General features: G+C 71.2%; 16 protein-coding genes and 1 pseudogene. 5 read left to right on the forward strand and 12 right to left on the reverse strand.

Features of this window, described 5'->3' with window-relative positions; translation table 11 throughout:
• Window positions 1–95: 95 nt before the first annotated feature.
• From ABTY20_RS20995 to ABTY20_RS21010, 4 genes are read right to left on the reverse strand one after another with little or no spacing between them, the layout of a single operon-like run.
• Window positions 96–2,465 carry a beta-xylosidase/alpha-l-arabinosidase gene (locus ABTY20_RS20995; RefSeq protein WP_351998527.1) on the reverse strand — a complete coding sequence of 790 codons (2,370 nt, stop codon included), beginning with the start codon at window positions 2,463–2,465 and terminating at the stop codon, window positions 96–98.
• Window positions 2,462–3,280, reverse strand: a complete 819-nt coding sequence (locus tag ABTY20_RS21000; protein ID WP_351998528.1) for a carbohydrate ABC transporter permease — start codon at window positions 3,278–3,280, stop codon at window positions 2,462–2,464. The genes ABTY20_RS20995 and ABTY20_RS21000 overlap by 4 nt, the downstream gene beginning before the upstream one ends.
• Window positions 3,277–4,233: a carbohydrate ABC transporter permease gene (locus ABTY20_RS21005; protein WP_351998529.1), complete on the reverse strand. Its 957-nt coding sequence runs from the start codon at window positions 4,231–4,233 to the stop codon at window positions 3,277–3,279. Before ABTY20_RS21005 ends, ABTY20_RS21000 begins: the two co-directional genes overlap by 4 nt.
• A gap of 10 nt (window positions 4,234–4,243) precedes the next feature.
• Window positions 4,244–5,548 (reverse strand): ABC transporter substrate-binding protein, encoded by a 1,305-nt coding sequence (locus ABTY20_RS21010; RefSeq protein ID WP_351998530.1) that lies wholly within the window; start codon window positions 5,546–5,548, stop codon window positions 4,244–4,246.
• A 138-nt stretch (window positions 5,549–5,686) separates the two neighbouring features.
• Between ABTY20_RS21010 and ABTY20_RS21015 the strand changes: the two genes are divergently transcribed.
• Window positions 5,687–6,709, forward strand: a complete 1,023-nt coding sequence (locus ABTY20_RS21015; RefSeq protein ID WP_351998531.1) for a LacI family DNA-binding transcriptional regulator — start codon at window positions 5,687–5,689, stop codon at window positions 6,707–6,709.
• Between the two features lie 156 nt (window positions 6,710–6,865).
• Here ABTY20_RS21015 and ABTY20_RS21020 read toward each other — a convergent pair whose 3' ends face one another.
• From ABTY20_RS21020 to ABTY20_RS21035, 4 genes are all read right to left on the reverse strand, one after another.
• A complete protein-coding gene (locus ABTY20_RS21020) occupies window positions 6,866–8,302 on the reverse strand; it encodes a GH1 family beta-glucosidase (RefSeq protein ID WP_351998532.1) in 1,437 nt (478 codons plus the stop codon).
• Between the two features lie 75 nt (window positions 8,303–8,377).
• Window positions 8,378–9,301, reverse strand: a complete 924-nt coding sequence (locus ABTY20_RS21025) for a carbohydrate ABC transporter permease (protein WP_351998533.1) — start codon at window positions 9,299–9,301, stop codon at window positions 8,378–8,380.
• A 12-nt stretch (window positions 9,302–9,313) separates the two neighbouring features.
• Window positions 9,314–10,309: a carbohydrate ABC transporter permease gene (locus tag ABTY20_RS21030; RefSeq protein WP_351998534.1), complete on the reverse strand. Its 996-nt coding sequence runs from the start codon at window positions 10,307–10,309 to the stop codon at window positions 9,314–9,316.
• 91 nt (window positions 10,310–10,400) lie between these two features.
• Entirely contained in the window at window positions 10,401–11,708 is a 1,308-nt protein-coding gene (locus tag ABTY20_RS21035) for an ABC transporter substrate-binding protein (protein ID WP_351998535.1), read from the reverse strand.
• Between the two features lie 302 nt (window positions 11,709–12,010).
• On the opposite strand from ABTY20_RS21035, the gene ABTY20_RS21040 reads away from it, so the two are divergent.
• Entirely contained in the window at window positions 12,011–13,024 is a 1,014-nt protein-coding gene (locus ABTY20_RS21040; RefSeq protein ID WP_351998536.1) for a LacI family DNA-binding transcriptional regulator, read from the forward strand.
• Between the two features lie 104 nt (window positions 13,025–13,128).
• Window positions 13,129–13,248: pseudogene (locus ABTY20_RS21045) on the forward strand (DUF2795 domain-containing protein); the annotation flags it as partial.
• Window positions 13,249–13,602: 354 nt separating this feature from the next.
• On the opposite strand, the gene ABTY20_RS21050 reads toward ABTY20_RS21045, so the two are convergent.
• Window positions 13,603–13,938 carry a DUF6343 family protein gene (locus ABTY20_RS21050; protein WP_351998537.1) on the reverse strand — a complete coding sequence of 112 codons (336 nt, stop codon included), beginning with the start codon at window positions 13,936–13,938 and terminating at the stop codon, window positions 13,603–13,605.
• Between the two features lie 146 nt (window positions 13,939–14,084).
• Here ABTY20_RS21050 and ABTY20_RS21055 point away from each other — a divergent pair, with 146 nt between their 5' ends.
• Complete coding sequence (locus ABTY20_RS21055) at window positions 14,085–14,480, forward strand: DUF2267 domain-containing protein (RefSeq protein WP_351998538.1); 396 nt, start codon at window positions 14,085–14,087, stop codon at window positions 14,478–14,480.
• 13 nt (window positions 14,481–14,493) lie between these two features.
• The gene (locus ABTY20_RS21060; protein WP_351998539.1) at window positions 14,494–15,138 is read left to right on the forward strand and encodes a dienelactone hydrolase family protein; all 645 of its coding nucleotides are present in this window, start codon (window positions 14,494–14,496) and stop codon (window positions 15,136–15,138) included.
• A gap of 51 nt (window positions 15,139–15,189) precedes the next feature.
• Here the strand turns inward: ABTY20_RS21060 and ABTY20_RS21065 are convergent, their stop codons facing one another.
• The 3 genes from ABTY20_RS21065 to ABTY20_RS21075 form a co-directional block, all read right to left on the reverse strand.
• A complete protein-coding gene (locus tag ABTY20_RS21065; protein ID WP_351998540.1) occupies window positions 15,190–16,191 on the reverse strand; it encodes a polysaccharide deacetylase family protein in 1,002 nt (333 codons plus the stop codon).
• A gap of 30 nt (window positions 16,192–16,221) precedes the next feature.
• Complete coding sequence (xynA, locus tag ABTY20_RS21070) at window positions 16,222–17,241, reverse strand: endo-1,4-beta-xylanase XynA (RefSeq protein ID WP_351998541.1); 1,020 nt, start codon at window positions 17,239–17,241, stop codon at window positions 16,222–16,224.
• Between the two features lie 365 nt (window positions 17,242–17,606).
• Window positions 17,607–18,230 (reverse strand): Rv1733c family protein, encoded by a 624-nt coding sequence (locus ABTY20_RS21075; RefSeq protein WP_351998542.1) that lies wholly within the window; start codon window positions 18,228–18,230, stop codon window positions 17,607–17,609.
• Window positions 18,231–18,267: the final 37 nt, after the last annotated feature.

An 18,267-nucleotide genomic window follows, 5' to 3' on the forward strand; every position in this document is an offset into this window, starting at 1 on the left:
GCCGTCCGGCCGGGGCTCCCGCGCGACCGGCCACGCACGCCCGGCCCGGACCGCGTGTGCGGTCCGGGCCGGCCGTGGTGCGGGACGGGTCCGGGTCACGCCTCCTGGGTGAAGACCGCGTGGAAGCGGCGGGTGTGGTCCACCCGGCGTTCCGGGCCGGTCAGGGTGACCGTCGCCGTCAGGCGGGCGTCGGTGCTCGACGTGGCCAGGCGGAGTTCCAGGTCGCCGGGTTCGACGATCCGGTGGCCGTCGCGGCCGGTGAAGGAGGCCACGTCGGCCGGGACGGTGACGCGGACACGGCGGGACTCCCCCGGCTCCAGCTCCACCCGGGTGTAGCCGACGAGCCGCTGCACCGGCTGGACGACGGAGGCGACCGGGTCGTGCAGGTACAGCTGGACCACGTCGGCGCCGGCCCGTTCGCCGGTGTTGCGGACGGTGAGGGCGAGGGCGAACTCGCCGTCCGTCGGGGCCTCGTTCACGTCCACGGCGAGGTCGCTCCAGGCGAACGTCGTGTACGTCAGACCGTGGCCGAAGCCGAACGCCGGGGTCGGGTCGATGTTGGAGACCTCGCTGGCCTGGGCGAGGCGGGCGCCGAGGTAGGTGGTCGGCTGGGAGCCCGGACCGCGCGGCACGCTGACCGGGAGCCGTCCGGAGGGGTTGGTGCGGCCGCTGAGGACGCCGGCGATCGCCTGGGTGCCCGCGACTCCGGGGAAGAAGGACTGCACGATCGCCGCGGACTCGGTGACGGCGCGGCCGAGCGCGTACGGCCGGCCGGCGAGCAGGACGGTCACCACCGGCGTGCCGGAGTCGAGCAGCGCGTCGAGCAGGTGCTGCTGGGCGCCGGGCAGGGCGAGGGACTCCGCGTCGCAGCCCTCGCCGCTGGTGCCGCGGCCGAACAGGCCCGCGCGGTCGCCGAGGACGGCGATGACGACGTCCGCGTCACCGGCCGCGGCCACCGCCCCGTCGATCCCGGAGAGGTCCCCGTCGTCGACGCCGGTGCCGCGGACGACCGTGATCTCCGCGTCGGGGAACTCGGCGGCCAGGGTCTCGCGCAGGGTGGGCAGGTCGATGCCGACCGGGACGTCGGGGTGCTGCACGCCCACGTGCTGGGGGAAGGAGTAGCAGCCCAGTACGGCCGTGCCCTCGGTCGCGTTGGGGCCGACCAGGGCGATGCGGCGGGGCGCGGCGAGCGGCAGGGTGCCGTCGTTGGTGAGCAGGACGACCGCCTTCTCGGCGATCTCGCGGGCCAGTTCCCGGTTCTCGGGCCGGTCCAGGTCGATCGTGCCGCGCAGGGCGTCGGGGTCGTCCAGGTCCGCGCCGTCGAGTGCGGGCGGCACCGGGCTCCAGTCGGGGTCGAGCAGGCCGAGCGCCGCCTTCTGGCCGAGGACGCGGCGCAGGGCGCGGTCGATGACCGACTCCGGGACGCGGCCGTCGGCGACGGCCTCGGCGAGCGGTGCGCCGAACGTCTTGACGGTGGGCAGTTCGACGTCGACGCCGGCCTTCAGCGCGGCGCCCGCGGCGTCGGCGAAGTCGCCCGCGATGCCGTGCAGGACCTTGAGGAAGGCGATGCCGAAGTAGTCGGCGACGACGGTGCCCTCGAAGCCCCAGGTGTCACGGAGCAGTCCGGTCAGCAGGCTCTCGTCGGCCGCGGCGGGGACGCCGTCGATGTCGGTGTAGGAGTGCATCACGGAGCGGGCGCCGCCCTCGCGGACCGCCATCTCGAACGGCGGCAGCAGCACGTCGGCGCGCTCGCGCGGCCCCACGGAGGTGGGGGCGAGGTTGCGTCCGGCGCGGGAGGCCGAGTAGCCGACGAAGTGCTTGAGGGTGGCGACGATCCCGGCGGACTCCAGGCCCTGCACGTAGGCGGTGCCGATGGTGCCGACGAGGTAGGGGTCCTCGCCGATGGTCTCCTCCACCCGGCCCCAGCGGGCGTCGCGCACCACGTCCAGGACGGGCGCGAGGCCCTGGTGGACGCCGACGGAGCGCATGTCGCGGCCGATGGCGGCGGCCATCCGGCGCACCACGTCCGGGTCGAAGGTGGCGCCCCAGGACAGCGGGACGGGGTAGGCGGTGGCGCCCCAGGCGGCGAAGCCGGCCAGGCACTCCTCGTGCGCGACGGCGGGGATGCCGAAGCGGTTGGCCGAGGTGATGCGGGCCTGGGTGCGCAGCAGGGAGAGCGCGCCGAGCGCCGGGTCGACGGGGGCGGTGCCGAAGGGGCGGGTCAGCTGGCCCAGTCCGGTGGGCAGGAGCGCGTCGAGGTCGACGGCCTCCTCCATGTCGTGCTGGTGCGGGGCCACTTCGCCGCCGTTGGCGGACGCGCCGACCCACACGCCGTACAGCTGGGCGATCTTCTCGTCCAGCGTCATCGCGTCGATCAACGCGTCGACCCTGGCGGCGAGGGGGCGGTCGGGGTCGTTCCAGAGGGGGGCTTCGGGGGTGGTCTCTACGGCCACGTCGGCAGTCACTTTCCTCCGACGCCCATCAGGCCCTGGACCAGGGCGCGACGGGCGAACAGGTAGACGAGCAGGATGGGCACCATGGACAGCACCACGGCTCCCAGCAGACCGGGGATGTCGATGCCGTGCGCGGTCTGGAAGTTGTACAGACCCAGGGTCACCACCTTGGTGGAGTCGGACTGGGTCAGGACGAGCGGGAACAGGAAGCCGTTCCACGCCTGGAGCGCGGAGAAGACCACGATCGTGGACAGCCCGCCGCGGGACAGCGGCAGCACGAGCTGGAAGAACATGCGCCGCGGGGTGGCGCCGTCCATGGCCATGGCCTCGTACAGCTCCGGCGAGATGTCGCGCATCGCGCCGCTGAGGATCAGCGCCGACATCGGCAGGCAGAACGCGGCCGTGGGCAGGATGACGCCCAGCAGGTTGTCGTACAGCCCTGCCTCGCTGATCAGGTAGAACATCGGCACGATGACGGCCTGCGCCGGGATGGCGAGGCCGAGCAGGAACAGCCGGAAGATCGCCGACGTGGCCCGGCCGCGGCTGCGGACGATGGCGTAGGCGAGCGGCGGGGCCAGCAGCAGCACGATGCCGATCACGCAGGCGGTGACGACGAGCGTGTTGAGGAAGTACTGGCCGAAGCCCGAGTCGAAGGCGTTGATGTAGTTGTCGAGGGTGAAGCTGTCCGGGATGGAGACCGGGCCGTTGTCGGCGTAGTCCTGGCGGGTGCGCAGGGTCGCGGCGAGCATCACGTACAGCGGCAGGCCGACCAGGAAGAGCCAGAAGAGGGAGCCGACGCCGGCCACGTAGTTCGGTCGGCGCCTCATGACACACCCTCCATGGAGCTGCGCATCTTGTCGTAGCCGGAGACCCGGACGACGATCAGCGAGATGATCGTGGCCGCGACGACCAGGGCCAGGGCGATGGCGGAGCCGGTGCCGAAGTCGTAGCCCTTGAACGCCTTGTCGTACATGTAGTAGGCGCTGATGGTGGTGTCGGTGCCGGGGCCGCCCTGGGTCAGGATGAGGACCGTCTCGAACGTGGTCAGGCCGCCGACGATCATCAGGATCATCGAGGTGATCATCGAGTTGCGCAGCTGCGGCAGGGTGATGTGGAAGAACTGCCGGTAGCGGCCCGCCCCGTCGATCTCCGCCGCCTGGTACAGCACCTGCGGGATGGCGCGGGCGGCGCCCTGGTAGATCAGCGTGTGGAACGGGGTGAACTGCCAGGTGCTGACGAACGCCAGCACCCCGATGGCGGTGGCCTGTTCGCCGAACAGGTTGCCGTCGCCGAACAGCCAGGCGGCGTCGGCCGGGATGCCGAAGTTCGGGTCGAGCAGCGCCCGCCACAGCACGGAGACGGCCGTCGCGGACAGCAGCAGCGGGATGAAGTAGATGACGGACAGGACGGCCCGGTTGCGCTGGTGGCCGGCGGCCCAGACCCCGAGCACGATGCTCAGCGGCGTCTGGAGGGCCACGCCGAGCACGGTCAGGAGCAGGGTCAGCCAGATGCTCTTGAGCATCACCGGGTCGTCCATCAGGCGCGACCAGTTGTCCATGCCGACGAACTCGGGCGGGCTGATGCCGTCCCAGCTCATGAAGGACAGCACCGCCACCATGATCAGCGGGGTGATCGCGAAGAGGGCGAAGAAGACTGCGGCGGGCAGCGCCCAGGCGAAGCCGGGGCGGCCCACCTTCGTTGCGGACGAGGCGGGCGGCCGCCGCCGGGACCCCTTGTGGGGTCCGGCGGCGGGCCGGGCGCTCGTGATCTGTGTGGTCATGAGCCGTTCGTCACTCGGTGGGGAGGGCCTGCATGGCCTTGATGAAGCCGTCCGTGTCGAGCTGTCCGTTGAAGAACTGCTGGATGGCCTTGTGCAGGTTCGAGCTGGCCTTCTGCGGGTACGCCTGGTCCCAGGACAGCTGGAACGACGGGGCGTCGGCGACCAGGTCGTACTGGAAGCGCGAGTACTCGGCGTTGCCCGCCTTGTCGATGAACTTGTCGGTGTTGGTGGTGGTCGGCAGGTTGCCGATGTCCAGCTGCGCCTTGACGAATTCGTCGGAGTACATGAGCTTCAGGAACTCGGCGACGGCCTCGGGGTGCTTGGTCTTCTTCATCACCGAGTAGTAGTTGTTGGTGTTGCCGGCGATGTTGGCCGGGTCGCCCTTGCCGCCCTCGACGGTCGGGAAGGTGCCGTAGCCGAGGTCCTTCTCGGCGAAGTCCTTGTGGTCCGTGAGCTGCTGGGAGTAGTACCAGGAGCCCATCAGCTCGAAGCCGGCCTTGCCCGCGGCCATCAGCTGGACCGAGCCGCCGTTGGTGTACTTCACGGAGTCGTAGTTCTTGCCGAAGGCGCCGGCGTCGACGAGCTCCCTGATCATGTCCAGGGCCTTCTTGCTCTCCGCGCTCTCCCAGGCGCTCTTGTCGCCCTTGAGGGCCTTCTGGAGCAGCTCCGGTCCGGCGATGCGGTCGTAGAGGTACTGGAACCACATCTGCGTCGGCCAGATGTCGCCGCCGCCGAGCGCGATCGGCGTGACGCCCGCGTCCTTGAGCTTCCCGACCGCGTCGAGCAGCTCGTCCCAGGTCTTCGGCGGCTTGACGCCCGCCTCGTCGAGGACCTTCTTGTTGTGGAAGAGCAGGACCGGCTGGGTGCCGCGCATCGGGATGCCGTACGGCTTGCCGTCGACGACGGCGTTGTTGAAGACGGACGGCAGGAACTTGTTCTCCAGGTCCGGGTTCTTCTTGATGAAGTCGTCGAGCGGCATCAGCAGGTCGGCCTTGACGAACGGCTTGATGCTGCCGCCGCCCCAGTTGAAGAAGACGTCCGGGGCCTGGGGGGTGTTGATGATCGTCTGCAGCTTCTGCTGGTAGTCCGCACCGGGGATGGTGTCGAGGACGACCTTGACGTCGGACGTCTTGTTGAACGTGTCGACGATCTGCTTCTCGACCTTGTTGCTGGCGTCCCCATAGACCAGGACATGGATCTTGCCGTCGTCCCCCGACGCCCCGCCGTTCCCGTCACCGCAGGCCGAGAGGCTCAGTGCGAGGGCGAGCGTCGCACCGGTGGCGACCAGTCTGGGCAAGCGCGCACGTGTCTTCATCGTTCGCCTTTCGAAAGTTTCGGCAGCATCGCCGAAAGTCCATGCCGTGGGACAGTAGGTCAGACGCGTGTTTCGGTCAACGGTCGGAACGGCACTCGCCCAAACCGTTATCGATGCACGGTGGCCTATCCTGCGGGTATGCACGATGACGACGAGGCGAGCGGCAGAGTCACCCTAGCCGCGGTCGCGAAAGAGGCCGGCGTTTCGATGCCGACAGTTTCGAAGGTCCTCAACGGCCGTTCGGATGTCTCCCGCGCGACCCGGGCCAAGGTGGAGCGGCTCCTGGAGGTCCACGGCTACCGCAGGCGCGTCCAGGCCGCCTCCCGCTCCCCGCTCATCGAGCTCGTCTTCCACGAACTGGACAGCATCTGGGCGATGGAGCTGATCAGGGGCGTGGAGAACGTCGCCAGGGAGAACCGCGCGACGGTGGTGCTCACCGAGAGCGGCACCCGGCACGCGCCCGCGCCGGACTGGCTCCCGGGCGTGCTGCAGCGCAGGCCGCTGGGGGTCGTGCTGGTCTTCTCCACGCTCCCGGAGGACGTCAAACGGCGGCTCAGGGCCGCGGCCATCCCCTTCGTCGTCATCGACCCGGCGGGCGACCCCGACCCGGACGTGCCCTCGGTCGGCTCGGCCAACTGGGCCGGCGGCCTCGCCGCCACCCGCCACCTCACCGACCGGGGGCACGAGCGGATCGCGATCATCACCGGGCCCGAGGACATGCTGTGCTCACTGGCGCGCCTCGACGGCTACCGCTCGGCCATGGCGATGGCGGGGGTGGAGACCGACCCGCGGCTGACGCGCTTCGGCGACTTCCACGTGCAGGGCGGCTTCGAGCACGCCATGGACCTGCTGGAGGGGCCCGACCGTCCCACGGCGATCTTCGCCGGCAGCGACCTCCACGCGCTCGGCGTGCTGGAGGCGGCCCGGGTCAAGGGCCTGCGGGTGCCGGAGGACCTGTCGGTGGTCGGCTACGACGACGTACCGCTGGCACAGTGGTCGAGCCCGCCGCTCACCACGGTCCACCAGCCCCTGCGGCACATGGCCGAGGAGGCCGCCCGGATGCTGGTCCGCCCGGACGACCCCGGCACGGCCGCCCAGCGCATCGAACTGGCGACGCACCTGGTGGTGCGGCAGAGCACGGCTCCGCCCGGCAAGGCCTGAACGACGCCGGGCGGGCGGAGCGGACCTCCGGGGGGAACGGGGTGACTCGAATGTTTCGAACTCCCCCGAAAAAACGTTGCGTCGGCGCGCGGGCCGCCCGTGACGACGCCGGCCCCGGTGACACGGACGGGTGTCACCGGGGCCGGCGGGCGGGGGTCAGACGCCGGGCAGGATGCCGGTGCGGGCCACCTCGGAGTACCAGCGGGCGCTGGCCTTGGGGATGCGGGTGCCGGTCGGGTAGTCCACGTAGACGGCGCCGAAGCGCTTGCTGTAGCCGTGGGCCCACTCGAAGTTGTCCAGCAGCGACCAGAGGAAGTAGCCGCGCACGTCCGAGCCGTCGACGATGGCCCGGTGGACGGCGGCCAGGTGGCCGCGCACATAGGCGATCCGGGCGGGGTCGTTGACGTTCCCCGAGGGGTCGGCGTAGTCGTCGAACGCCGCGCCGTTCTCGGTGATGACCAGGGGCGTCCTCGGGAAGTCCGACGACAGCCGGCGCAGCAGCTCGTACAGACCGGTGGGGTCGACGGCCCAGCCCATGGCGGTGGTGTCGCCGGGCGGCTGGTGGAAGGCGACCCGCTCGGCGCCCGGCCAGGGGCTGTGGGGGCTGTTGCCGTGTCCGTCCGAGGTGTGGGTGCCGCTGCCGTCGGCCTCGGAGACGACCGTGGGCGAGTAGTAGTTGACGCCGAGGAAGTCCAGCGGCTGGTTGATCCGCTCGAGGTCCCCGTCGCGCACGAAGGACCAGTCGGTGAGCGCCGCGGTGTCCTTGAGCAGGTCCTCCGGGTAGGCGCCCTGCAGCATCGGGCCGGTGAAGACCCGGTTGGCGAGCGCGTCGATCCGGCGGACCGCGTCGGCGTCGGCGTCGCTGCCGGTGAGCGGGCGGACGTGGTGGATGTTGAGGGTGACCGAGCACTGGGCGGCGGCGGGGAGGCGGTCGCGCAGTGCCTGGACGGCGAGGCCGTGGCCCAGGTTGAGGTGGTGGGCGGCGCGCAGCGCGGCGACCGGGTCGGTGCGGCCGGGGGCGTGCACCCCGGAGCCGTAGCCGAGGAAGGCGCTGCACCAGGGCTCGTTCAGGGTGGTCCAGGTCTTCACCCGGTCGCCGAGGGCGTCCGCGGCGAGGGCCGCGTACTCGGCGAACCGCTCGGCCGTGGCGCGCTCGGGCCAGCCGCCGGCGTCCTCCAGCTCCTGCGGCAGGTCCCAGTGGTAGAGGGTGGCGACGGGCTGGATGCCCTTGTCCAGCAGCTCGTCGACGAGGCGCCGGTAGAAGTCCAGGCCCTTCTGCACGGCGGGGCCGCGGCCCGTGGGCTGGATCCGGGGCCAGGCCAGGGAGAACCGGTAGGCGCCCAGGCCGAGTTCGGCCATGAGGGCGACGTCCTCGCGCCAGCGGTGGTAGTGGTCGGTGGCGATGTCGCCGGTGTCGCCGTTGCGGACCCGGCCCGGGGTGCGGGCGTAGGTGTCCCAGATGGACGGCGTGCGTCCGTCCTCGGCGGCGGCCCCCTCGATCTGGTAGGAAGCGGTCGCGGAGCCCCAGAGGAAGCCCTTGGGGAAGGTGAGGGCGGCGTCCGGGGCGGACGCGGTCTGCTGTGCGGTGACCACGTGAGTCCTTTCGGGGTAAGGGGGTTCGCAGGCGGATGCCTGGTGGGGACGGGGTGCGGGGCCGGGCGCGGCGGGTCAGCCCTTGACGGCGCCCGCCATGATGCCGCTGACGATCTGGCGGCCGAAGACGATGAACATCGCCAGCAGCGGCAGCGTGCCGAGCAGCGCGCCCGCCATGATCAGCGACTGGTCGCGGACGTAGCCCGCGCTGAGCTGGGTGAGCGCGACGGGGACGGTCGGGTTGGTCATGTCGAGCACCACGAACGGCCAGAAGAAGTCGTTCCACGCGTGCACGAACGTGATCATGAACAGGACGGCCATCGCGGGCCGCGCCACGGGCAGCACGATGCTCCAGAAGATGCGCAGCGAGTGCGCCCCGTCCACCCGGCCGGCCTCGACGAGTTCGTCGGGCAGCGCCTCGGACAGGTACTGCCGCATGAAGAACACGCCGACCGCGCTCACCAGCGTGGGGAAGATGACGGCGGGCAGCTGCTGCGACCAGCCCAGCTCCGACATCATCATGAACAGCGGCACCACGGCGAGCTGCGGCGGCACCATCATGGTGCCGATCACCAGCATGAGCAGGACGTTGCGGCCCTTGAACCGCAGCTTGGCGAAGGCGAACCCGGCGAGCGTCGCGAACATCACCGTGGACAGGGCGATCACCCCGGCCACGATGAGGCTGTTGATCATGGCCTTGCCCATCGCCGCCTCGTCCCAGGCCCGGGCGAGGTTGCTGAACAGGTTCGGGCCGGGCAGGAACGGGGGCGGCGTCTGGCTGACCCGGGTGTTGTCGGTGGACGCGGCCACCATCGTCCAGTACAGCGGGAAGATCGACAGGATCGCCATGATGGCGAGCAGCACGTAGGCGAGGGGGCCGGCATGGTGCTGGCGGCCGGCACGCTGGCGCAGCAGCCGGCGGCCACCACGGTCGCTCGGCTTCGCGGCGGAGGTCCGGTCCGGGGCGTCGGTCCGGGCCGGGAGACTTTGGGTGGTCATGGCGACTCCAGGTCAGGACGTGCGGGAGCGCAGGCGCTTGATGACGCGCTGGACGACGAAGACGAGGACCAGCAGCATGAACATCGCCCAGGCGACGGTCGCCGAGCGGCCCATCTGGTAGTTCTTCCAGCCCTCCTCGTACAGCAGCAGGCCCAGCGTCTGGTACTGGTTGTCGGCGCCTCCGGTGACGCCGTTGGGGCCCTGGCCGAAGATCAGCGGCTCACCGAAGAGCTGGGTGGCGCCGATGGTGGAGAGCACGATGGTGAAGACGATGGTGGAGCGGATTCCGGGGATGGTGACGTGGGTGAACTGCTTCCACCGGGACGCCCCGTCGATGGACGCCGCCTCGTACCGCTCGGCCGGGATGGCCTGCATGGCGGCCAGGTAGAGCAGCGCGTTGTAGCCGGTCCAGCGCCAGATGACGATGGTGGAGATGGCCACCTGGGCGGGCCACTTGTCGGCCTCCCAGTCCACCGGGTCGATGCCGACCGAGCCGAGCGCCCAGTTGATCATGCCGAAGTCACGCTCGAAGATCATGGTGAAGACGAGCGCGGCGGCGGCGACCGAGGTGGCGTAGGGGACCAGCGAGGCGACGCGGAAGAACAGCGAGGCGCGCATGCGGTAGTTGAGCAGGTGCGCCAGGCCGAGCGCCATCATCAGCTGCGGCACCGTGGAGATGACGCCGATGGTGATGGTGTTCTGCAGCGCGTTCCAGAACCGCGAGTCGCCCCAGAGTTCGACGTAGTTGTCGAACGCCACCCACTCCATGACGTCGAGGGTGGCCAGCTCCACGTCGTGCAGCGAGATCCACGAGGTGTAGACGAGGGGGTAGAAGCTGAATGCGGCGAAGACGATGAAGAAGGGGGCGACGAACGCGAACGGCGCACCCTTGACGTCCAGCCGGTGCAGCAGCGCGCTGCGCCGCCGGGCGGTCTTCCCGCCGCCCGAGGTGCCGGGCGGGGCCGGCGGCTCCTCGCCGGTCAGAGCCTTGGTGGTGGAGGTGGCCACCGGACTTTCCTTCCTGAGAACGGATGTGTGAGCCGGGCCCGGGCCCGTCGGCGGATGCCGAGCGGGCCCGGGCGGCCGGAGGAGGGGTCGGTCAGCCGACCGCCTTCTCGATGCGCTCCGTGGTGGTCTTCCACGCCTCGTCACGCTTGGTGCCCTGCTCGACCAGGGCCAGTCCCTGGGAGAAGGTGTCCTTGATGGTGCCGTCCTTGCGGCCGAGGACCTGCTTGTCGGGGATCTCCTGCGCGGCGGCGCCGAAGATCTGGCCGATCGGGGCGTTGCCGAAGTACTCCGAGGTGGCGTTCTTCACGTCGGGGTTCTCCAGGGCCTTCTCGGAGGACGGGATGTTGCCGATCTCCTTGAAGATGTGGGCCTGCTGCTCCGGCGCGGTCAGCCAGGCGACGAGCTTCTTGGCCTCCTCCTTCACCGGGCTCTTCTCGATCACCCCGAGGAAGGACCCGCCCCAGTTGGCGCCCTTGGGCGCCCGGGCGACGTCCCACTTGCCCTTGTTGGCCTCACCGGCCTTCTCGCTGATGTGGCTGAGCATCCAGGCCGGGCAGACGGCGGTCGCGAACGTGCCGTTGGCCAGACCGGGGTCCCAGCCCGGCTGGAACTGGCGGAGCTTGGCGGTCAGGCCCTCCTCCGCGGCGTCGGAGGCGAGGCCCCAGGCCTCCTCGACGGCCGGGTTCTTGTCGTAGATCAACTCACCCTTCTCGTCGTAGTACTGCTCGGAGTGGCCGTAGACCATGGCGTTGAACAGGCCGCTGGCCGAGTCCGTGAACGCCACCTTGTCGCCCTTGAAGTCCTTCTTGAAGGTGCGGCCGACCTCGACGTACTTCTTCCAGTCGCCCTCCCACAGCTTGCCGACCTCTTCGCGGTCGGTGGGCAGGCCGGCCTGCTCGAAGTAGTCCTTGCGGTAGCAGACGGCCATCGGGCCGATGTCGGTGCCCAGGCCCAGCACCTTGCCGTCCCCGGTGCTGATCTGGGATTCCTTCCAGGGCAGGAAGTGGTCGGTGCCCGCCATGCCGGCGAAGTCCGCGAACTTGTCCGCCTGGGTCTCGGTGATCTCCTTGGCCCGGCCGATCTCGATGCCCTGGATGTCCTTCAGGCCGTTGCCTGCGGCGAGGCGGGTCTGCAGCGCGGTGTAGTACGTCTGCTCGTCACCGGCGATCTCGGCCTTGATGTCGACCTCGGGGTTCTCCTTCTCGTACTGCTCCAGGAGGCCGGTCTCCTTGAGGCCCATCACGCCGTACAGGCCCATGGTGATGGTGACCTTGCCGTCCTTCTTGCCACCGCCGGTGGCCGAGTCGTCGCTGCCGCCGCAGCCGGCGACGAGTGCCAGCGCGCCGGCGGCCGCGGCTGTCGCCACCGCCTTCCTGCGCAACGAACCGTAAGTGCCCATGGATCTCCTCCTAGCGACGGCGCTGACACATCGGAGTGACGAGTTCTGCGATGACTACAGCGGCTCTGATAGAGATGGGAACGTGCCCATTTCGGAGTGGGTACGTTCCCACCACGCACCGAAGACTCATGGCCGGAAGATGGGTATGTCAATAACTTGAACCCAACTTGTTGTCCCGCACCGGGCCCCGCGTCCGCCGTCCCGCCCCCGGGGGGTGCGGCGCCGACGGCGGCGTCTGCAAGAATTGCCGCAGGTCACCTCCGCGGCAGGCACCGCCGTCGCGGCCGCCCAGGGGGGAGCACATGAGCGGTAACCGTCGTCCGACCATCAAAACGGTCGCGGCCCGCGCCGGCGTGGGCCGCACCACGGTCTCCCGCGTCGTCAACGGCTCGGACCTGGTCAGTGCCGACGCCCGCGCGAGGGTCCTGGCCGCGATCAAGGAGCTGAACTACGTCCCCAACTCGGTCGCCCGCGGCCTGGTGACCAACCGCACCAACGCGGTGGCCCTGGTGATCCCGGAGTCGGAGAGCCGGCTCGGTTCGGAACCGTTCTTCGCCGCGCTGATCCGCGGCGTCAGCGGCGCCCTCGCGGAGAGCCGGACCCAGCTGCAGCTGATGCTCGTCCGCGACCAGGCCGAGCGCGACCAGCTCACCGAGACGGTGGCGGCGCACCGCGTGGACGGCGTCCTGCTGGTCTCCGTGCACGCCGACGACCGGCTGCCGGGCATGCTGGAGGAGATGGGCCTGCCCACCGTGCTGGCCGGCCGCCGCGACGCGGGCGAACGGCTGAGCTACGTCGACTCCGACAACGCCGGGGGCGCCACCGCGGCGGTACGGCACCTGCTGCACCGCGGCCGGACCCGGATCGCCACGATCACCGGCCCGCTGGACATGGACGTCGGCCGCAGCCGGCTCGCCGGCTGGCGCACCGCGCACCGCGAGGCGGGGGTGGCGGAGGACGAACTCCTGGTCGAGCAGGGCGACTTCACCGAGGAGGGGGCCGGCCGGGCGATGCGTTCGCTACTTGAACGCGCCCCGGATCTGGACGCCGTCTTCGCCGCCTCCGACCTCATGGCGGTCGGTGCCCTGGCCGAATTGCGCCGGCAGGGACGGCAGGTGCCCGGCGACGTCGCCGTCGTCGGCTACGAGGACTCCGTCCTCGCGCGCCACACCGCCCCGCCGCTGACGACCGTGCGCCAGCCGGTGGAGGAGATAGGCCGGACCATGGCCCGGATCCTCACCGACATCACCCGGCAGGGCGGGCCCCGGCAGCAGCGGACACTGCCCACGGAGCTGGTGGTGCGGGAGTCGTCGTAGCGGACCCCTCGCGGAGGTGAGGGACGGGCGACGGCGGTTGCCCGGGGGCCCGGCACCGCGACGAGGGAGAAGGAGCCACGGCCCACAGGACGAGCGCCCGGGACGTGGTGAGCGCCGTCAAGGACGTCGACTTCCCGGCCGGCAAGGACGACCTGGTCCGGGCGGCCGGCCGGTCCGGTGCCTCACCGGATGTCGTCAAGGCGCTGCGCGGCATTCCGGCCGAGCGGTACGCCCATCGTGAGGAGATGGCCAGGTCCGTGCGCGTGGACCCCGATTCCGACCTCGGCACGAGTCCCGCGCAGCAGGCGGAACAGGCCCGTGCGGGCGGCCGGCCGGGACAGTCCCAGCACCTGCGCGACGTGTCGAAACCGCCGGTGGAGGAGGAACTCGACCGCTGCCCCGGCAGGCGGCGCGGGTGGGCCGCACCGGTGCCCGTCTCCCAGGGGCGGGGCCGCGGGGCGGGCCTTCCGCGCCGCCGGGCCAACGCCTTTCCGATCGGCGCGGCGCCGGCCCGGAACACGCGACCGGTGCGTTCGCAACCGGTGTCCGCGGCACCGCGGGGCGTCACCGTGGGCCGCTCAGCGGGCGGCTCCCCGTTCCCGGCGCAGCCGGCGCAGGACGACCACCAGATCCAGCAGGGCCGTCAGCGCGAGCACGCCGCAGACGACGGCGAGCAGGATCAACGGGCCCCGGCCGGGACCGTCGCCGGCGTCGGCTCCCGCGGCCCAGGCGCCGAACAGTGCGGTGCCGGCGAGGAAGAGGGGCAGGAAGACCGCGGCGAGCAGCAGGCGCAGCCGCAGCGGGCTGCGCGCGGTGACCGGTTCGGTGCCGGTCCGCGGGAAGCGGCGGCCGATCGTCCCGGAGCGGGCGCGGGAGACCGGCTCACGGGTGGGATCGGTACGCGGGTCACGCACGCCGGGCACCTCCTCCGTCACGTTCGCACCGGCCGGGTAGCCCTCGTTCCCGGTGGCAAACCGGTGTCCGTTGGTGTGGACCCGTTGCGGGTACCCGCCCCGGAACCGATCGCCGACAACCGAACCATGAGGAAGGACACCGCCTCATGCAGCACGACGAGTTCATCGGCAAAGTACAGGCCCTCACCCGGCTGCCGGACCGGGGGACGTCCGAGCGGGCGACCCGGGCCGTGCTCAGTACGCTGGCCGAGCGGCTGCCGGCCGGGCTGGCGGGCCACGTGGCCGCCCAGCTGCCGCCGACCCTGGCCGCGCCCATGCGGCAGACCGTCTCGGGCGAGCGCTTCGACCTGACGGCGTTCGCCGGACGGATCGCCGGCCGCGCGGAGACGGACGAGGACGCGGCCGTGCGCGAGGCCGCCGCCGTACTGGAGGTGCTCGACGCGGCCCTCACCCCGGAGCTGACGGAGAAGCTGGTCGCCGCGCTGCCCCGGGACATCGGCGGCCTGCTGCCCGCCGGACGTGCCGCCGAGGACACCGACTGAGGAGGTGACCGGCATGCTCTCCGAGTCCGTGACGGTCCCCTCGGACGGGGCGGTCCTGGCCGGTGACCTCGAGATCCCGGCCGGAGTGCGGGGGATGGTGCTGTTCGCACACGGCAGCGGCAGCTCGCGGCACAGCCCCCGCAACCGGGCCGTCGCCACCGCGTTGCAGCTGGCGGGGTTCGGCACGCTCCTCCTGGACCTGCTGACCGAGGAGGAGGAGGGCGAGGACGCCGCGACCGGCCGGCACCGTTTCGACATCGGCCTGCTGGCCCGGCGTCTGGCGCACGCCGTCGACCGGCTGGAGCAGCGCCCGGACACCGCGGATCTCACGGTGGGCCTGTTCGGGGCCAGCACGGGGGCGGCGGCCGCCCTGGTGGCGGCGACCGAACGCCCCCGGCGGGTGTCGGCGGTCGTGTCGCGGGGCGGACGTCCGGACCTGGCGGAGGACGCGCTGGCCATGGTCTCGTCACCGGTGCTGCTCATCGTGGGCGGCGACGACCGGACGGTCCTCGACCTCAACCGCCGGGCCGCCGAACGGCTGTCCGCCGCCGTTCACCGCATCCACGTGGTGCCCGGCGCGACCCACCTCTTTCCCGAGCCCGGCGCGCTGGAACAGGTGGCCGGGCTCGCCGCCGACTGGTTCCGTGAACATCTGTGACGGGGCGTGCGGCGGGCCGCGGCGCGCCGTGCGCCGCGGCCCGCCCCGGGCTCAGCCCGTGCTGCAGGAGACGGTCGGCCAGTTCCAGTTGCCGTTGGCCATGATCGTCACTCCCCAGTTGTTGCCGCTGCCGTTGGGCTTGGCGACCAGGGTCTGACTGTCGGGGTAGGAGGTGCTGACGTTCCAGGTCGAGGAGACCTTCGCCGGGGACGGCACCTTCATGGTCACCGTCCAGTCGCTGCCGCCGCCGACCGAGACGTTGAGGTTGTAGCGGTCGCTCCAGCGGTTGCCCGCGGACAGGGTGGCGGTGCAGGCCGTGCCGCCACCGCCGCCCCCTCCCCCGCCGCCGGAACCGTCGGGGGCGACGGCCCGTCCGGTCTGCGGGGAGATCATGCCGGCGCACAACCCCCGGGAGGCCAGGTTCTGCGCGATGCGCGGGATCGCGGCGATGGTGTTGGCCGGCCAGTCGTGCATCAGGATGACCTGGCCGTTGGTGAGCCGCGAGGCGGCCTGCACGATGGCGTCGGTGCTCGCGTTGTTCCAGTCCTGCGAGTCGACGTCCCAGATGACCTCGGTCAGGCCGTACTTGGCCTCGACCGCGCGCAGCGTCGAGTTGGTCTCGCCGTACGGCGGACGGAACAGCTTCGGTGTGCCGCCGCCGGCGTTCGCGATCGCCTGCTGGGTGCGGGAGATCTCCGAGTCCATCTGGGACTGGCTCAGCTGGGTCATGTGGGGGTGGGTGTAGCTGTGGTTGGCGACCCACATCCCGGCGTCGACCTGGGCCTTGACCAGGGAGGGGTTGGCGGCGGCGTACTGGCCCTGGTTGAACATCGTGGCCCGCAGCCCGTTCTGCTTCAGCGCGTTGAGCAGGCTCATGGTGGTGCCGGTGGACGGGCCGTCGTCGAAGGTGAGCCCGACGTAGCCGTTGCAGGCGGCGGCGTGCGCCGGTGCGGCGTCGAGGGCCGTGGTGGCGGTGCCGGCCAGGGTCAGCGCGGCGACGGCCAGCCCCGACACCAGGGGCCGGGCGGCACGTGGTCGTTTTCCGGTGGTCATCTGCGGTGGTCCTTTTCGTGGGGGGGGAGGTCAGCCTGCGCTGCAGGACACCGACGGCCAGTTCCAGTTGCCGTTGGCCATGATCGTCGCGCCCCAGTTGTTGCCGCTGCCGTTGGACTTGGCGACCAGGGTCTGGCTGTCGGGATAGGAGGCGCCGACGTTCCAGGTCGAGGAGACCTTCGCCGGGGAGGGGACCTTCATCGTCACGGTCCAGTTGCTGGAGCCGCTCACCGAGACGTTGAGGTTGTAGCGGTCGCCCCACTTCTCACCGGCCGACAGGGTCGCGGTGCAGCCGCCACCGCCGCCCCCGCCCCCGCCGCCCCCGCCACCGCCACCGCCGCCCCCACCGCCACCGGAGCTGCCCTCACTCACGGTGATGTTGGAGTTGCCGCTGCTCTGGTAACCCTCGGTGGCCATGATCATGTAGTTGTGGTTGCCCAGGTTCATGCCCTTGCTCGCCCAGGCGTCGAAGTGGTTGCCGCTGGTGATGGTGCCGCCCGTGCGCTTCGACTGCCGCACGCTCCAGTACTGGTCGAAGGTCCTGGTGCCTTCGATGGAGGGGGCGTTGTACCGGGTCGTCTTGTAGATGTCGTACGTGCCGCCGTCGCTGGTGACGGTGCCCTTGTACTCGCCGGTGGGCCGGAAGGTGCCCCAGTTGTCGACGATGTAGTACTCGATGAGCGGGCCGGTGGTCCATCCGTAGAGCGTGAGGTACGCGTTGCCGGAGGGGTTGAAGGAGCCCGAGTAGCTGACCGTCTTGCGACCGCCGGTGCTCCAGCCCTTGCCGGCGACGAAGTTGCCGGTGTTCCTCCACTGGGTGCTGTAGTTGCCGCCGGATCCCAGGTCCATGGAGACGGTTCCCTGGGAGTCGGTCCAGAACGAGTACCACCAGCCGTTGTTGGTGCCGGTCTGGTTCGTGGTGACGGCGGTCGCGGTGGTGGCGGTCAGGAGCAGTGCGGTGACGGCGGCCAGCGCGATGGTCCAGACGCTTCTGACGCTCAGCAGCAGGCGGCCGCGTCTGCGGCCTCTCGGGTGTGCGGACACGTGCATGTGGTGCGCCTCCTGTGCGGCTCGGGGAGGTTCGATGCCGGACAGTGTTGGCCTGTGCGCGTCAACCGTCAACAGTTTCGGTCGATATTTCGAAAAGTTCGCTTGCTCAAGATCTTGCGCACTTCCGCATATTCGCAGCTCAACCGAGGTGGTGAACCGGTCGAATTCAGGGGCTCTGCGACGCAAGTCGGTCAATCACCGAAGATTGACCACATCGCTTCGAAAGTTTCGTAGGAGCGCGGCCGAAGGCGTCACACGCGCCGGTCGCGGGCTCGCGGGGTGCTGCCGGGCTCCGTTCCGCCGGCGGCCTCGTCACGTCCTCGACGGCCTCTTGGGCCCTGACCGGGGGCCCCGGTGACACCGGATCAGGTCGGGGTGGTCCAGCGCGGGGCCGTCTCCGCCCAGGCCGCGTCCCAGGCGGCGAGGTTGCGGCGGCGCAGGGCGTGGCCGGTCAGGGCGTGGACGGCGGCGCCGGCGAGGGCGACGCCGATGGCGGCCAGCAGGGCCCAGCCCATGGCGCGGCTGCGGACCTCCCGGGCGGTCAGCGGCGGGTCCGTCGCCTCGCCGTCGGCGGTGATCCAGAGGCGGACGGTGTTGCCGGCGGTCAGTCCCGGCGGGACCTCGGCGCGCGTGGTGCGGGTCCGCCCCTCCCGGGTGACGACGCGGACCTCGACCGGGTAGCGGGTCCTCTTCTCCTCGTCCGAGCCCGGCTCGGGGTGGCGGGGGGCGTCGTGGACGAGGGTCGCGGTGGTCTCGTACCGGATCAGGTTCTGGTGGCGCGCGGTGTCCTCGTAATGACGGCGCGCGGTGTCGCCCACGAGGAGGGCGGCCACGGGGGCCACGGCCAGTACGGCGATCAGCGTCCCGAGGCCGAGCCAGGCGTGGAGCGTGTCGGTGCGGCGGCGCAGGGGGTTGTGCCGCCAGCGCCACAGCAGGGGCCGCGGGGGCGGGCCGGGGGGCGGCTGTGCCGGAGGTGTCTCGCCGGCCACGTCGGGGCTCCTTTCCGGTGGCGGGGCGGGCAGCGGG

It is taken from the genome of Streptomyces sp. NPDC126497 (genome assembly GCF_040302425.1).
In the GTDB taxonomy this organism is placed as follows: domain Bacteria; phylum Actinomycetota; class Actinomycetes; order Streptomycetales; family Streptomycetaceae; genus Streptomyces.

Coding starts and splice junctions, on each gene's coding strand:
- ABTY20_RS21015 (WP_351998531.1), top strand. CDS start 5,687: ATGCACGATGACGACGAGGCGAGCGGCAGAGTCACCCTAGCCGCGGTC.
- ABTY20_RS21025 (WP_351998533.1), bottom strand. CDS start 9,301: ATGACCACCCAAAGTCTCCCGGCCCGGACCGACGCCCCGGACCGGACC.
- ABTY20_RS21035 (WP_351998535.1), bottom strand. CDS start 11,708: ATGGGCACTTACGGTTCGTTGCGCAGGAAGGCGGTGGCGACAGCCGCG.
- ABTY20_RS21005 (WP_351998529.1), bottom strand. CDS start 4,233: ATGACCACACAGATCACGAGCGCCCGGCCCGCCGCCGGACCCCACAAG.
- ABTY20_RS21060 (WP_351998539.1), top strand. CDS start 14,494: ATGCTCTCCGAGTCCGTGACGGTCCCCTCGGACGGGGCGGTCCTGGCC.
- ABTY20_RS21065 (WP_351998540.1), bottom strand. CDS start 16,191: ATGACCACCGGAAAACGACCACGTGCCGCCCGGCCCCTGGTGTCGGGG.
- ABTY20_RS21010 (WP_351998530.1), bottom strand. CDS start 5,548: ATGAAGACACGTGCGCGCTTGCCCAGACTGGTCGCCACCGGTGCGACG.
- ABTY20_RS21000 (WP_351998528.1), bottom strand. CDS start 3,280: ATGAGGCGCCGACCGAACTACGTGGCCGGCGTCGGCTCCCTCTTCTGG.
- ABTY20_RS21040 (WP_351998536.1), top strand. CDS start 12,011: ATGAGCGGTAACCGTCGTCCGACCATCAAAACGGTCGCGGCCCGCGCC.
- xynA (WP_351998541.1), bottom strand. CDS start 17,241: ATGCACGTGTCCGCACACCCGAGAGGCCGCAGACGCGGCCGCCTGCTG.
- ABTY20_RS21055 (WP_351998538.1), top strand. CDS start 14,085: ATGCAGCACGACGAGTTCATCGGCAAAGTACAGGCCCTCACCCGGCTG.